The organism is Pseudomonas sp. FGI182, from assembly GCF_000511325.1.
GTDB lineage: Bacteria > Pseudomonadota > Gammaproteobacteria > Pseudomonadales > Pseudomonadaceae > Aquipseudomonas > Aquipseudomonas putida_Z.
The window spans coordinates 1115388-1129463 of the sequence record NZ_CP007012.1; the positions used below are offsets into that span (position 1 = coordinate 1115388).

At 64.2% G+C, this 14076-nt stretch carries 13 protein-coding genes; 9 read left to right on the forward strand and 4 right to left on the reverse strand.

The window, feature by feature from the left end:
- The first annotated feature begins 107 nt into the window (after positions 1-107).
- The 6 genes from C163_RS05040 to tadA all read left to right on the forward strand — a co-directional run bounded on the left by C163_RS05040 (position 108) and on the right by tadA (position 5329).
- Entirely contained in the window at positions 108-554 is a 447-nt protein-coding gene (locus C163_RS05040; protein ID WP_025337883.1) for a hypothetical protein, read from the forward strand.
- Positions 551-1216 carry a hypothetical protein gene (locus C163_RS05045; protein WP_025337884.1) on the forward strand — a complete coding sequence of 222 codons (666 nt, stop codon included), beginning with the start codon at positions 551-553 and terminating at the stop codon, positions 1214-1216. The genes C163_RS05040 and C163_RS05045 overlap by 4 nt, the downstream gene beginning before the upstream one ends.
- The gene (locus tag C163_RS05050; protein WP_038408294.1) at positions 1176-1874 is read left to right on the forward strand and encodes a hypothetical protein; all 699 of its coding nucleotides are present in this window, start codon (positions 1176-1178) and stop codon (positions 1872-1874) included. The genes C163_RS05045 and C163_RS05050 overlap by 41 nt, the downstream gene beginning before the upstream one ends.
- Positions 1875-1905: 31 nt before the next feature.
- A complete protein-coding gene (locus C163_RS05055; RefSeq protein ID WP_025337886.1) occupies positions 1906-3378 on the forward strand; it encodes a M48 family metallopeptidase in 1473 nt (490 codons plus the stop codon).
- Between the two features lie 89 nt (positions 3379-3467).
- The gene (locus C163_RS05060) at positions 3468-4850 is read left to right on the forward strand and encodes a multicopper oxidase family protein (RefSeq protein WP_025337887.1); all 1383 of its coding nucleotides are present in this window, start codon (positions 3468-3470) and stop codon (positions 4848-4850) included.
- Positions 4850-5329, forward strand: a complete 480-nt coding sequence (tadA, locus tag C163_RS05065; RefSeq protein WP_025337888.1) for a tRNA adenosine(34) deaminase TadA — start codon at positions 4850-4852, stop codon at positions 5327-5329. Before C163_RS05060 ends, tadA begins: the two co-directional genes overlap by 1 nt.
- A gap of 110 nt (positions 5330-5439) precedes the next feature.
- Here tadA and mltF read toward each other — a convergent pair whose 3' ends face one another.
- A complete protein-coding gene (gene mltF, locus C163_RS05070) occupies positions 5440-6897 on the reverse strand; it encodes a membrane-bound lytic murein transglycosylase MltF (RefSeq protein WP_013971158.1) in 1458 nt (485 codons plus the stop codon).
- 355 nt (positions 6898-7252) lie between these two features.
- Here mltF and purL point away from each other — a divergent pair, with 355 nt between their 5' ends.
- Positions 7253-11152 carry a phosphoribosylformylglycinamidine synthase gene (gene purL / locus C163_RS05075; protein ID WP_025337889.1) on the forward strand — a complete coding sequence of 1300 codons (3900 nt, stop codon included), beginning with the start codon at positions 7253-7255 and terminating at the stop codon, positions 11150-11152.
- A 3-nt stretch (positions 11153-11155) separates the two neighbouring features.
- The gene (locus C163_RS05080; RefSeq protein ID WP_015269114.1) at positions 11156-11467 is read left to right on the forward strand and encodes a hypothetical protein; all 312 of its coding nucleotides are present in this window, start codon (positions 11156-11158) and stop codon (positions 11465-11467) included.
- Between the two features lie 103 nt (positions 11468-11570).
- Here the strand turns inward: C163_RS05080 and tatC are convergent, their stop codons facing one another.
- From tatC to tatA, 3 genes are read right to left on the reverse strand one after another with little or no spacing between them, the layout of a single operon-like run.
- Entirely contained in the window at positions 11571-12332 is a 762-nt protein-coding gene (gene tatC / locus C163_RS05085) for a twin-arginine translocase subunit TatC (protein WP_025337890.1), read from the reverse strand.
- Positions 12329-12634: a Sec-independent protein translocase protein TatB gene (gene tatB / locus C163_RS05090; RefSeq protein WP_025337891.1), complete on the reverse strand. Its 306-nt coding sequence runs from the start codon at positions 12632-12634 to the stop codon at positions 12329-12331. Before tatB ends, tatC begins: the two co-directional genes overlap by 4 nt.
- Positions 12634-12867 (reverse strand): twin-arginine translocase TatA/TatE family subunit, encoded by a 234-nt coding sequence (gene tatA / locus C163_RS05095; protein WP_025337892.1) that lies wholly within the window; start codon positions 12865-12867, stop codon positions 12634-12636. The genes tatB and tatA overlap by 1 nt, the downstream gene beginning before the upstream one ends.
- Before the next feature lie 145 nt (positions 12868-13012).
- On the opposite strand from tatA, the gene gspK reads away from it, so the two are divergent.
- Complete coding sequence (gspK, locus tag C163_RS05100; RefSeq protein ID WP_025337893.1) at positions 13013-13978, forward strand: type II secretion system minor pseudopilin GspK; 966 nt, start codon at positions 13013-13015, stop codon at positions 13976-13978.
- The last annotated feature ends 98 nt before the right edge of the window (positions 13979-14076 follow it).

Below are 14076 nucleotides of genomic sequence, written 5' to 3' on the forward strand. Positions count from 1 at the left end.
CCATTGTGCGCACGGCGCTGTCTGTTGTGCGAACCGGTCAGCGGGGTTGGCTAGACGGGCCAGGCTTATTTCAATGGGCGTTTGTTCCGATTCAGGATGGAAAAGACATGCTCGCTTATCGCAAATGGACTGCCCTTCTGGTGGCTGCGCTCAGCCTGTGGCTGGGCCAGGTTCACGCTGAAGAACGGCCGGAAGTGGCTGACCAGGTAATTGCCTACACGGGGACGCAAGGTGCCAAGGTGTGGACGCTGCGCATCGGTGAACGCGCCGCCAACGAAGCGCTGGTACAAATCGAGGGCGTCGATCACGACTGGAACATGCGCATCCAGAAAATGCAGGTGGAGAAAACCAGCAGGGATACCCGTTACTCCACCACCGTGGATGGCAAGAAATACGTTGTGCTGATCATCCAGGGCAACCGGGGCGGCGAACTGTATCTGCCGGGTGAGGCTCAGGCAATGCAGGTCGGCTATTCGGAAGGGCTGTCGCATCAGGGCAATGCCCAGGCATTCCTTACCGATTACCTGGCAGCACAGAACACGGAGGCGCAATGACCATGGGCGAGTTCAACGACCCGCTGTCCGAACTGTCTGGCTCGCTCGGCCAGGACTATGAGCAAAGCCGTGCCGCCCAGCGCGACCGAGTGATCGCTGAGCTCAAGCAAGTGATCGAGCGCGTGCCCGAGCAGAGCGAGTTCACCAACTCCCGGCGTTACCGGGTCTGGGGGCCAATATTGTTGCTGGGTTCCCTGATCATCACGGCCGTGACATTCAACCCTGAACGCTTGGGGGCGGTTGCAGCTGGTGTCTTCATCACCTTGATTGCAGCAGCGGTGACCTGGCAACACCGTAATGCCGGTACCCAGGTATTCATGCGCCTGACCCGCCGGCAATTGTTTGTCGATACGCTGGATGCACCGGTAGACCTGGCGGAAGTGGAAGACGTTTCGGTCAAGGATGAAGGGCTGGTCATGGTGCAGACGCTGGAAATGAGCAGCGAAGCCGTCCTGCCAAAGCATCATGTGGTGAAACTGCAGTTCTTCGGTAACCAGGCCATGGTGTTGAAGAAACCGCGACCGCAGATCCGCATCATGTCCGCAGGCCTGGCGAGCAACGGACGCAAGCTGGGGAACGAGGAAGTGCTCGCGCTGCTGGCGGCCTACCGCGATGCGGCACATGCGCAACGGCAACTGGATCTGTTGCAGACCGATGGATAACGGCGAACGCGAAGCCCACCTCGCGTACCTGCAGGAGCAGGCTGATGGCCCCACCGACAGCTTTGTACTGCTGGAGCGCTCGCTCGGCAAGGCGCTGGCCTGCGCTGTGATTGGCCTGCTGTTCGGTGCACTGGGGATATGGCTGACCGCTCTGGCGGTGCAGTTCAGTCCCGGTGCCAGCAGCGGTGTCCTCTGGCTGATGTCTGGTTTCGGTCTCGGCCTGGCCGGCGTCGGGGTGGCGGGGCTAGCCTGCGCCGTCGTGCTATACCGCCGGCACGGCAAGCGAGTGCTGAGCGTAACGCCAGATACCCTGTGCTTCGCCAACGCGCAGGCGCCGACCCCACTGCATTCCTTCGACGGTTTCGAGGTCGAGCAGGGTTACTTCACCACCCGGCTGATCTTTACCGTGTCGGCGTTCAGCCATGCACCAGCGCTGGCACCGGCCTGTTTCAGGGCGCTGGCCTCGCCTGACGCGGTAGTTGTCGCGGGCGGCTTGCGCGTCAGGCTGTGGTTGTGCACGCCCGTCGTGGCCGGGCGACGCCTTGGCCTGCAGGAACTGGTGGATCTGCTTTATGCCTATGTGCAAGCGGCCCAGGCCAGGCGTACGTTGGCGCAGTTGTTTCCGGGCGTGGCGCGTCTGGGTGATGCGGCCAGATGAGCCTGATCGTGACCATTGGCGCTATGGGGCAATGAGGCGCTTCGGTTGGGGCCTGATCCTGCTGCTGCTGCCTCTGGTGCTGTTCGGCTGGGGTAAAGTGCAGTACTGGCGGGCTGACACGGCACAGGATCAGGCCCGGACCATACGGCAATGGCTGGCTGCCCCCAGTGAGACGTTGCTACGGCAATTGCCATGGGAAGCCCGCAAGCAGCTTGCCAGGCATGTCGATCCGCGACAGGCCCTGCAGCGCCATCTGGACCTGCTCGATGCGGATCGCCACTGGGTAAGCGTACGCAAGATGATGGCCAGTGTGAGCTGCTGGCTGGCGGTGGCCGCTTTGCTGGCAGGTCTCTGGGCCTGGCTCAAGCTGAAGTTGGACGCCTGGCGGGCGCTGCGTTCTGCGGCCTACCTGCATGAGCGCATGATGGCCAGCTGGCAGGGCCTGGGCTGTTGCTTGAGCATTTACCTGGTCATGCTTGCCGGTTCGCTTTGCCTGTCGTTGCTCTACGAGGCCAGTTCCGGAGCGAGCCGCGCAGCGCAGGGCGGCATGACGGTGCTGATCGTGGTGCTGCCGCTGGCCTCTGTTCTTGTTGTGTGTGTTCGCCAGGTCTGGCGAATGCGTCGGCAGTGGCCGCAGATGCAGTCTCCGACCGCCAGTTTTCTGGCCCGCCCGCTCGGCAGGCAGGCGACCCCAGCGGTGTGGCAGTGGATCGAGACCTTGGCAGCGCAACTGCACGCGCCGGCCCCGGACCATATCGTGGTCGGGCTTGACCAAGGGTTTTTCGTCACCAGCGTCCCGATCCTGCTGCAGCCCGACGGGCAGGTCCTCAGGGGGCGCACATTGTATCTGCCTCTACCTTGCCTGGCCGCCTTGAGCCAGGCCGAGGCGGCCTCGATCATCGGTCACGAACTGGGCCATTTCAGGCGCCGTGATACGGAGCGGGGCAGCGAAACCAGTGCGCGATTCAGCCTGATGTGCGCGCATTATTCGGCCATGGTCGGCGACGAGGATGCTCCGCGCTGGGTGGTTCGGCCCACCTTGTGGCTGGCCGGGCAGTTCTTGCACCATTTCCAGCTTGCGGTTCATCACTGGGGGCGTGCACAGGAATTGCTGGCTGATCGGGCAGGTGCCGAGGTCGCTGGCCCGAAGCTGTTCGTACAGGCGCTGTTACGGGTGATTGCCCTGGGTCAGGTGATCGACGGCTTGTTGGTCGCACACGGTGGCAGCAACCTTTTGCAGGCGCTGGCGGCGCACCTGCAAGGCACGCCGTTGCAACTGGGCGAGGAAGTGCTGGGGCTGGCCACTACCCATCCGTTCGATACGCACCCCGACCTCGCCACGCGCCTGAACAACCTGGACATCCTGCTCGACCCGCAATTGCTGCAGGCGGCCTTGCGCGTGCCGTCCGTTGGGGACCAGCAATGGTTCAACGACCTTTGTCTGGCCCCCGACAGCACGTGCGATAGCAAGGCTGCTGTTAGCATCCAAAGAGACTTCACTTAATATTTCCCATTTGCAGGTGTATCGTATTCGCCCTTCATCGCCAGCCATGCTGGCAGCTTGATTGCGCAGAACACGAGGTACCCGCACCGATGTCCTTCACCCGTCGACAAATGCTCAAGGGCCTGACCGGCCTGGTTGTGGTTGGCCTGGGCGCCGGTGGCGCGGCGCGTTACTGGCTGGGCAAGGTCGAAGACGACAATGCCGGCCATGACTACGAGCTGATCGCAGCGCCCTTGGACATCGAACTGGTGCCTGGGCACAAGACCGAGGCCTGGGCCTTCGGCCCGTCGGCACCGGGTACCGAACTGCGCGTGCGCCAGGGTACCTGGCTGCGGGTGCGCTTCATCAACCACCTGCCGGTCGAAACCACCATCCATTGGCACGGTATCCGCCTGCCGCTGGAAATGGACGGCGTGCCCTATGTGTCGCAACTGCCGGTCAAGCCCGGCGAGTATTTCGACTACAAGTTCCGTGTGCCGGATGCCGGCAGCTACTGGTACCACCCGCACGTCAGCAGCTCCGAGGAGCTGGGCCGTGGCCTGGTCGGCCCGCTGATCGTCGAGGAGCGCGAGCCGACCGGCTTCCAGCATGAGCGCACGCTCAGCCTGAAGAACTGGCACGTGGACGAGCAGGGCGCCTGGTTGCCGTTCAGCATCCCGCGTGAGGCGGCGCGCAACGGCACCGCCGGGCGCCTGATCACCATCAATGGCCAGGCCGATTCGGTCACCGAGCTGCCAGCCGGCCAGGTTGTGCGGGTGCGTCTGCTTAACCTGGACAACACCTGGACCTACCGCATCAACCTCAAGGGCAACTGCGAGGCAAGAATCTATGCTCTGGACGGCAACCCGGTAACCCCGCGCCCATTGGACGATGACTACTGGCTCGGCCCAGGCATGCGTATCTGCCTGGCTATCCGTATTCCCGAGGCGGGGGAGGAGATCTCCCTGCGCGACGGTTTCGTGCGCCTGGGCACCCTGCGTTCGGTAGCCAGTAACGACGCGCCGAGCGACTGGCCGCCAGCGCTACCGCCCAACCCGATCGCCGAGCCGGACCTGGAGAATGCCGAAAAGCTCAACTTCAATTTCGAGTGGGCGGCGAAAGTCTCGGTCACTACGGACCAGGATAGGCCGTCGAGCATGTGGCAGATCAACGGCCAGGCCTGGGACATCACCGACAAGACCTGCGCCGAGCGGCCGATTGCCACGCTGAAGAAGGGCAAGAGCTACATCTTCGAGCTGAAGAACATGACCCAGTACCAGCACCCGATCCACCTGCACGGCATGAGCTTCAAGGTGATCGGCTCCAACCGCCACGACATCAAGGAGCCGTGGTTCACCGATACCTACCTGCTGGGCAAGAACGAGCGCGCCCAGGTGGCGCTGGTGGCGGATAACCCGGGCACCTGGATGTTCCACTGCCACGTCATCGACCACATGGAAACCGGCCTGATGGCCGCGATCGCGGTGGTCTGATGCGCCCGCAGATCATCGATCGCAGCCGCGATCAGGAATTCATGCGCCTGGCCCTGGACCTGGCCGCCGAAGGCGCGGCCATGGGCGAGGTGCCGGTGGGCGCGGTACTGGTGCAGCATGGGCAGGTGATCGGGCAGGGCTTCAACCGGCCGATCATCGACAGTGACCCCAGTGCGCACGCCGAGATGGTAGCCATTCGCGCGGCGGCGAAATCCGCCAGCAACTACCGGCTGCCCGGCAGCACCCTGTATGTGACCCTGGAACCGTGCAGCATGTGTGCGGGGTTGATCGTGCATTCGCGGGTCATGCGGGTGGTGTACGGCGCGCTGGAACCCAAGGCGGGGATAGTGCAGAGCCAGGGGCAGTTCTTCGGGCAGGGCTTCCTGAACCACCGGGTGATGGTGGAGGGCGGGGTGCTGGCGGAGGAGTGCGGGCAGATCCTCAGTGACTTCTTCAAGGCCCGCCGGGCCAAGTCTTGACCTGTTCCGGCCCCTTCGCGGGCACGCCCGCTCCCACAGGTACACCGCAGGCCTGAGGAGATTGATATTCCTGTGGGAGCGGGCGTGCCCGCGAAGAGGCCGGTGCAGGCCTACATCGGCGGCGACTGCTCCGCCGGCTTGTCCTTGTTCACCCCGGGCACATGCAGGCTGCCCTCGGCCACCTGGCCTTCGAGCTGCGGCTGGGTCACCCAGGTGAGGATGTCGTAGTAGCGACGGATGTTGGCCACGAAATGCACCGGCTCGCCGCCACGTGCATAACCGTATTTGGTCTGCCGATACCACTGCTTCTGCGAAAGCCGTGGCAGCATCTTCTTCACGTCCAGCCACTTGTTCGGGTTGAGCTTTTCGCGCTTGGCCAGGGTGCGGGCGTCTTCCAGGTGGCCGGTGCCGACGTTGTAGGCGGCCAGGGCGAACCAGGTGCGGTCCGGTTCCTGGATGCTGTCGTCGAGCTCTTCCTTGATCTTCATGAAGTACTTGGCGCCGCCCTGGATGCTCTGCTTCGGGTCCAGGCGGTTGGATACGCCCATCGCCTGGGCGGTGCGCTGGGTCAGCATCATCAGGCCGCGCACGCCGGTCTTGGAGGTGACCTCGGGCTGCCACATCGATTCCTGGTAGCCGATGGCGGCCAGCAGGCGCCAGTCCACCTGCTCGACCTTGGCGTAGCTCTTGAAGTGCTTCTCGTACTTGGGCAGGCGCTGCTGCAGGTGCTGGGCGAAGGTGTAGGCACCCACATAGCCCAGTACGTCGACATGGCCGTAGTAGCGGTCCTTCAGGCGTTGCAGGGTGCCGTTCTTCTGTGCCTTGTCGAGGAACTCGTTGACCTCGTTGAGCAGGCTGTTGTCTTCACCGGCCGCCACCGCCCAGCGCTGGTCGCGGGTGTCGCCCAGGTCGAAGGCAACCCGCACGTTGGGGAAGTACACCTGGTTCATCGCCAGCTCGTTGGAGTCGACCAGGGTCAGGTCGATCTGGCCTTCATCGACCATGCGCAGCAGGTCGACCACCTCGACGGCGTCGGATTCTTCGTATTCCAGGCCCGGGTACTGCTTTTTCAGCTCGGCCAGCTGGTCGGCGTGGCTGCTGCCCTTGAGCACCATGATCTTCTTGCCGACCAGGCCCTTGGCGTTGGTGGGGCGCGTGCGGCCGTTGCGGTAGATGACCTGTGGGGTCACTTCCAGGTAAGGGTGGGAGTACCTGACCTGGGCCTTGCGCCGTTCGCTGGTGACCAGGCCGGCCGCTGCCAGCACCGGGCCGGAGGGCTTGCCGAGGCTGTCATACAGCTCGTCGAGGTTGTCGGCGGTCTCGATCTGCAGCTTCACGCCGAGATCCTCGGCGAAATGCTGGACCAGCTCGTACTCGAAGCCGGTTTCGCCGTTGCGGTCCTGGAAGTAGGTGGCCGGGCTGTTGCGGGTGATCACGCGCAGCACGCCATCCTCCTTCACGCGCTCGAGGGTGCTGGGTTTTTCAACGCAGGCACCGAGCAGCAGAAAGAGTCCGGTTGCGAAAAGCCATCTGGCGCAACGCTGGCGCAAAGCAGTGTGGGCGAACATAGGTTGCAGTATACGCAAAGGACTGGCCCAACCATATCTCGACAACTGTTAGCTTGTCTGGTAGCGCTTTATGTGCAATGGCGGCCTGGTCCCCTTGTAGGAGCGGCCTTGTGTCGCGATGGGGCGCGCAGCGGCCCCGGGATATTTGCGGCGGAGCTGAAAATCCGGGGCCGTTGCGCGCCCCATCGCGACACAAGGCCGCTCCTACAGGGCGAGCGAAGCAGGTGTATTTTTTTGACCCGCAAGTCCGGTTCCGCCGCCCGGCAGCCGTGGCTTAGAGCGGGTGCCGAAACCCTTCGAATTAGGCTAGAATGCACGGCCTCTAAGCACACCCCTTCCTGAGGCTGTCCCGACGATGTTGATCCTGCGCGGCGCTCCTGCCCTTTCTGCCTTTCGCCACGGTAAATTACTCGAGCAACTGAGCCAGAAAGTCCCCGCTGTTACTGGTTTGTATGCCGAATTTGCCCACTTCGCCGATGTCGACGGCGAGCTGACCGCCGACCAGCAGCAGGTGCTGGGGCGTCTGCTCAAGTACGGCCCGAGCGTGCCGGTACAGGAGCCGAGCGGCCGCCTGTTCCTGGTCGTGCCGCGCCTGGGCACCATTTCGCCGTGGGCCAGCAAGGCCAGCGACATCGCCCACAACTGCGGCCTGCAGTCGATCCAGCGCCTGGAGCGCGGTATCGCCTACTACGTTGCCGGCAACCTGAGCGAAGCCGACGCCGAACTGATCGCCGCCGAGCTGCACGACCGCATGACCCAGCGCGTGCTCGGCCAGCTGGAGCAGGCCGCTGACCTGTTCAGCCATGCCCAGCCCAAGCCGATGACCTCGGTGGACATCCTCGCCGGTGGCCGTGACGCCCTGGCCAAGGCCAACATCGACCTGGGCCTGGCCCTGGCCGAAGACGAGATCGACTACCTGGTCAACGCCTTCCAGGGCCTCAAGCGCAACCCGAACGACATCGAACTGATGATGTTCGCCCAGGCCAACTCCGAGCACTGCCGCCACAAGATCTTCAACGCCAGTTGGGACATCGACGGCCAGGCTCAGGAAAAGAGCCTGTTCGGCATGATCAAGAACACCTACCAGATGCACAACGAAGGTGTGCTGTCTGCGTACAAGGACAACGCCTCGGTGATCGTCGGCAACGTTGCCGGCCGTTTCTTCCCGAACCCTGAAACCCGCCAGTACGGCGCGGTGCAGGAGCCGGTGCACATCCTGATGAAGGTCGAGACGCACAACCACCCGACCGCCATCGCCCCGTTCTCCGGCGCCTCCACCGGCTCCGGCGGTGAAATCCGCGACGAAGGCGCGACCGGCCGTGGCGCCAAGCCCAAGGCTGGCCTGACCGGCTTCACCGTGTCCAACCTGCGTATCCCGGGCTTCGAACAGCCGTGGGAGCAGGCCTACGGCAAGCCTGAGCGCATCGTCGACGCCCTCGACATCATGATCGAAGGCCCACTGGGTGGCGCTGCGTTCAACAACGAATTCGGTCGCCCGGCGCTGACCGGCTACTTCCGTACCTTCGAGCAGGCCATCAACACCCCGCACGGTGAAGAAGTGCGCGGCTACCACAAGCCGATCATGCTGGCCGGTGGTATGGGCAACATCCGTGAAGACCACGTGCAGAAGGGCGAGATCACTGTCGGCGCCAAGCTGATCGTGCTCGGTGGCCCGGCCATGCTGATCGGCCTGGGCGGCGGCGCCGCTTCGTCGGTGGCTACCGGTGCCAGCTCGGCTGACCTGGACTTCGCTTCGGTACAGCGCGAAAACCCGGAAATGGAGCGCCGTTGCCAAGAGGTCATCGACCGCTGCTGGCAGCTGGGCGACAACAACCCGATCGCCTTCATCCACGACGTTGGCGCCGGCGGTATCTCCAACGCCTTCCCTGAGCTGGTCAACGACGGTGGCCGTGGTGGCCGCTTCGAACTGCGCAACGTGCCCAACGACGAGCCGGGCATGGCCCCGCACGAAATCTGGAGCAACGAATCGCAGGAGCGTTACGTGCTGGCCGTCAGCGCCGTCGACTTCGAGCGCTTCAAGGCAATCTGCGAGCGTGAGCGTTGCCCGTTTGCCGTAGTGGGTGAAGCGACTGAAGAGCAACACCTGACCGTAAGCGATAGCCACTTCGGCAACACGCCGGTAGACATGCCGCTCGACGTGCTGCTGGGCAAGCCGCCACGCATGCACCGTTCGGTTACCCGCGAAGCCGAGCTGGGCGATGACTTCGACCCGAGCAAGCTGGACCTGGACAATGCCGTTCAGCGCGTCCTCAGCCACCCGGCCGTGGCCAGCAAGAGCTTCCTGATCACCATCGGCGACCGCACCATCACCGGCCTGGTAGCTCGTGACCAGATGGTCGGCCCGTGGCAGGTACCGGTGGCCGACTGCGCCGTCACCGCCACCAGCTTCGACGTCTACACCGGTGAAGCCATGGCCATGGGCGAGCGTACCCCGCTGGCTCTGCTGGATGCCCCGGCGTCCGGCCGCATGGCAATTGGCGAGACACTGACCAACCTGGCTGCCTCGCGCATCGAGAAGCTGTCTGACATCAAACTGTCGGCCAACTGGATGTCTGCCGCCGGCCACCCAGGTGAAGACGCCCGCCTGTACGACACCGTCAAGGCTGTCGGCATGGAGCTGTGCCCGGAACTGGGTATTACCATTCCGGTCGGCAAAGACTCGATGTCGATGAAGACCAAGTGGAGCGACGAGGGCGTCGAGAAGAGCGTTACCTCGCCAATGTCGCTGATCATCACCGGCTTCGCCCCGGTCACCGACATCCGCAAGACCCTGACCCCGCAACTGCGCATGGACAAGGGCGAGACCGACCTGATCCTGATCGACCTGGGCCGCGGCAAGAACCGCATGGGCGCCTCGATCCTGGCACAGACCTACGGCAAGATCGCTGCCCAGGCACCGGACGTCGACGACGCCGAAGACCTGAAGGCGTTCTTCGCCGTGATCCAGGGCCTGAACGAAGATGGCCACCTGCTGGCCTACCACGACCGCTCCGACGGCGGCCTGGTCACCACCGTGCTGGAAATGGCCTTCGCCGGCCACTGCGGCCTCGACCTGCACCTCGACCCGCTGACCGACAGCCAGGGCGACGTGCCGGCCATCCTCTTCAACGAAGAGCTGGGCGCGGTCATCCAGGTTCGCCAGGATGCCACCCCCGACGTACTGGCACAGTTCAGCGCCGCTGGCCTGGGTGAAGGCTGCGTCGCGGTGATCGGCAAGCCGGTCAACAACGGTGAAGTGTCCATCAGCCTGAACGGCGAAGTGCTGTTCGACGACGACCGCCGCATGCTGCAGCGCCAGTGGGCCGAGACCAGCTACCAGATCCAGCGCCTGCGCGACAACGCCGACTGCGCTGACCAGGAATTCGACCTGCTGCTCGAGGAAGACAACCCGGGCCTGTCGGTCAAGCTGGGCTTCGATGTCAACGACGACATCGCCGCGCCGTACATCAAGAAGGGCGTGCGCCCGCAAGTGGCCATCCTGCGCGAGCAGGGCGTCAACGGCCAGGTCGAGATGGCAGCCGCCTTCGACCGTGCCGGCTTCGCCGCCATCGACGTGCACATGAGCGACATCCTCGCTGGCCGTGTCGACTTCGAAGCCTTCAAGGGCCTGGTCGCCTGCGGTGGCTTCTCCTACGGCGATGTGCTGGGTGCCGGTGAAGGCTGGGCCAAGTCGGCGCTGTTCAACAGCCGCGCCCGTGACGCCTTCCAGGCCTTCTTCGAGCGTACCGACAGCTTCGCCCTGGGCGTGTGCAACGGTTGCCAGATGATGTCCAACCTGCACGAGCTGATCCCGGGCACCGAGCACTGGCCGCACTTCGTGCGCAACCGCTCGGAGCAGTTCGAAGCGCGTGTGGCCATGGTCGAAGTGCAGAAGTCCAACTCGATCTTCCTGCAGGGCATGGCCGGTTCGCGCATGCCGATCGCCATCGCCCACGGTGAAGGCCATGCCGAGTTCGCCAGCGAAGAAGCACTGCTGGCAGCCGATCTGTCCGGTTGCGTGGCCCTGCGCTACGTCGACAACCACGGCAAGGTCACCGAAGCCTACCCGGCCAACCCGAACGGCTCGCCGCGTGGTATCACCGGCCTCACCAGCCGCGACGGCCGCGTGACCATCATGATGCCGCACCCGGAGCGTGTGTTCCGTGCCGTGCAGAACTCCTGGCGCCCGGATGAGTGGCAGGAAGATGCCGCACTGATGCGTATGTTCCGTAACGCACGGGTGTGGGTGAACTAAGGCGTGTACAAGCTCGCCTTTTTCGTCCCCGCCAGCCACGTCGAAGTGGTCAAGGCCGCTGTGTTCGCCGCGGGTGGCGGGCGCATCGGCGACTATGATCACTGCGCCTGGCAGACGCTGGGCCAGGGCCAGTTCCGCCCGCTGGACGGCAGCCAGCCGTTCCTCGGGCAAACCGGCCAGGTCGAGGTGGTGGAAGAGTGGAAGGTGGAGCTGGTGGTGGCTGACGACCTGATTGCCCAGGTCGTCGCTGCACTCAAGCAGAGCCACCCGTACGAGACGCCAGCCTACGAAGTCTGGCGGCTCGCCGAGTTCTAAACCGCATCAAGGCTATTCGCGGGTAAACCCGCTCCCACAGGGATCGCACAACCCTCGGATATTGTGCGATCCCTGTGGGAGCGGGTTTACCCGCGAAGAGGCCCTACAACCCAGCCACAATCTCCTTGCCCTGCCCAGGCCGCTTCAACCACCCACAAGCCAGCAACCCCACCTCGAACAGCACCCACATCGGCACCGCCAGCATCGTCTGCGAAAACACATCCGGCGGCGTCAGTATCATCCCCACCACAAAGCAGCCGACTATCACGTAGGGCCTGCTGCGTCGCAACGTAGCCACATCGGCCAACCCCACCCAAACCACGATAAACGTCGCTACCGGGATCTCGAACGCCAGCCCGAACGCCAGAAACAGCGCCAGGATAAAGTCCAGGTACTGGCTGATATCGGTCATCATCGCCACGCCCTCCGGTGTAACGCTTGCAAAGAAGCCGAACATCATCGGGAACACCAGGAAGAATGCGAAGGCCATGCCGGCATAGAACAGCACGATGCTCGACACCAGCAACGGCAGGGCAACGCGCCGTTCACGGCGGTACAGCCCCGGCGCCAGAAAGCCCCAGGCCTGGTGCAGCAGCAGCGGCATGGCGACGAACACTGCGCACATCGCGGTCAGCTTGAACGGTGTCAGGAACGGCGAAGTGACGCTGGTGGCGATCATGCTCGCGCCTTCCGGCAAGAAGCGCCGCAGCGGTTCGGAGATCAGCGTGTACAGCGTCTGGGCGAAGGGGAACAGCCCGGCGAACACCAGCGCCACCAGCGCCAGGCAACGCACCAGGCGTTTGCGCAGGTCGCGCAGGTGTTCGGTCAGCGGCATGCTCGCCGCCGGGTCCATGGCAATGCTCATGAAAGGTTTTCCTTGGGGGGAGCGACCGTGGCCGCATCATTGGCCGGCTCCGCGTTCAGGCTGATGCCTTGGCGGATCTCCTGTTCCAGGCGCTGCAAAGGCGCACTGTCGAGAGTGGGTAGCTCGACAGCGGGCAGTTCGATCTCCCGCTCCACCTGCGTGCGCAGGGCGTGCATGGCCCTGCGTGCCTGGCCCAGGCCGCGCCCGAGGGTGCGTGCCGCCACCGGCAGGCGCTCCGGGCCTAAAACCAACAGCGCGACGATGCCGACCAGCAGCAACTCGCTGAAGCCTACCTCGAACATCAGGGCTGACGGTCCGGTTGAGGCTGTTGTGTGGCCTGGCCAGTCAGCGGTGCCTGTTGCTGCACCTGCGCCTGGCCAGGGGCGTTGGCGTCATTGTCGCCGCCCATGGACTTGCGAAAACCCTGGATCGCCTCGCCCACATCGCTGCCCAGGCCCTTGAGGCGCTTGGTACCAAACAGCAGGAATACGATCAGCAGTACGATCACCAGTTGCCAGATTCCAATGCCACCCATTGCGACCACTCCTGTAAGGTCATGAAAAGGAAAGACAATCCTGCCTCGCGCAGATGACGTACACATGACGAACGGCCACTGCCATCTACCTGCAACACCGGGCGTGTTGACTGGCGTCTTTATTCGGCGACAGAGGCAGGCAAGGATGGGTGGCAGGCAACAGCAGGGCGCGGCCCTGCTGATGGTGATGGTGGTGCTGGCGATGCTGGCGGCGGGCATGGCCTGGCTGGTGGAAGATGGCCGACGCCAGGTCGATGATGTGCGCCTGTTGCACCAGCGGGTGCAGGCGCGAGCGATGGAACAGGCCGGCCTGGCCTATGCCGAGCAGGCCCTGCGTGACCCCAGCTGGCGGCTTAGCCCGCTGTTCTGGCAAGCCTTGCGCGGGCAGCCGTTGAACTACGATTTTGGCGCCGGCCAGGCGCAGTTGCGGGTGCGCGACCAGCACACCTGTTTCAACGTCAATGCGCTGCTTGGCGCTGACGGCGAGCGTGCTGCGCGCCAGTTGCGTTACCTGCTGGGCGACGACATGGCTGCCGAGCGCCTGGTCGATGCCCTGGCCGACTGGCTGGATGCCGACAGCGATGCCCGCCTGCAGGGCGCCGAGAGCGCCCAGTACCTGCGCCAGCAACCACCGCGCCTGGCAGCCAACCAGCCGATGCTCGATACCAGCGAGCTGAACCTGCTACTGGAACCGGATACCAGCCGCCAAAGCCGTTACCCGATGCTGTGCGCCTTGCCGCAGACCACCGGCTGGCGGCTGAATGCCAATGCCCTTGGGCTGGAGCATCTGCCATTGCTGGAGGCGCTGTATGAAGGGCGCTATCCGCGCTCGTTGCTCAGCCGCATCATCAGCGGCCGGCCGGCGTCGGGGTATGTGGATGCAACTGCGCTACGCCAGGCCCTGGGGGCGGTGGATGACGAAACCTTCGAGCGCTTGAGCGAAGGGCTGCTGCTGAACAGCGGGTACTTCCTGTTGCAGCTGTCGTTCGCGGAGGAGGGGCGGGTGATACGCAGCGAGTTCCAGGTGGAGGCGCTGGGGGTGGTGCAATGGCATGCCCGGGTGCCGGCGCAGCAAGTGCGGGTGCGTAGCCGTGAGCCGATGGTGTGGTAGGGCTTGAGATTGCCGGGGCTGCTTTGCAGCCCATCGCGACACAAGGCCGCTCCTACAGGGGAATGCGATCCCTTCGAACGGTTGAGCGCAGCGAGTTC

Bases quoted from the DNA above. Each gene is read 5' to 3' on its own strand.
- tatA (WP_025337892.1), bottom strand. From the start codon at position 12,867: ATGGGTGGCATTGGAATCTGGCAACTGGTGATCGTACTGCTGATCGTA.
- tatB (WP_025337891.1), bottom strand. From the start codon at position 12,634: ATGTTCGAGGTAGGCTTCAGCGAGTTGCTGCTGGTCGGCATCGTCGCG.
- tadA (WP_025337888.1), top strand. From the start codon at position 4,850: ATGCGCCCGCAGATCATCGATCGCAGCCGCGATCAGGAATTCATGCGC.
- purL (WP_025337889.1), top strand. From the start codon at position 7,253: ATGTTGATCCTGCGCGGCGCTCCTGCCCTTTCTGCCTTTCGCCACGGT.
- C163_RS05040 (WP_025337883.1), top strand. From the start codon at position 108: ATGCTCGCTTATCGCAAATGGACTGCCCTTCTGGTGGCTGCGCTCAGC.
- C163_RS05045 (WP_025337884.1), top strand. From the start codon at position 551: ATGACCATGGGCGAGTTCAACGACCCGCTGTCCGAACTGTCTGGCTCG.
- mltF (WP_013971158.1), bottom strand. From the start codon at position 6,897: ATGTTCGCCCACACTGCTTTGCGCCAGCGTTGCGCCAGATGGCTTTTC.
- C163_RS05050 (WP_038408294.1), top strand. From the start codon at position 1,176: ATGCGCAACGGCAACTGGATCTGTTGCAGACCGATGGATAACGGCGAA.
- gspK (WP_025337893.1), top strand. From the start codon at position 13,013: ATGGGTGGCAGGCAACAGCAGGGCGCGGCCCTGCTGATGGTGATGGTG.
- C163_RS05060 (WP_025337887.1), top strand. From the start codon at position 3,468: ATGTCCTTCACCCGTCGACAAATGCTCAAGGGCCTGACCGGCCTGGTT.
- C163_RS05055 (WP_025337886.1), top strand. From the start codon at position 1,906: ATGAGGCGCTTCGGTTGGGGCCTGATCCTGCTGCTGCTGCCTCTGGTG.
- tatC (WP_025337890.1), bottom strand. From the start codon at position 12,332: ATGAGCATTGCCATGGACCCGGCGGCGAGCATGCCGCTGACCGAACAC.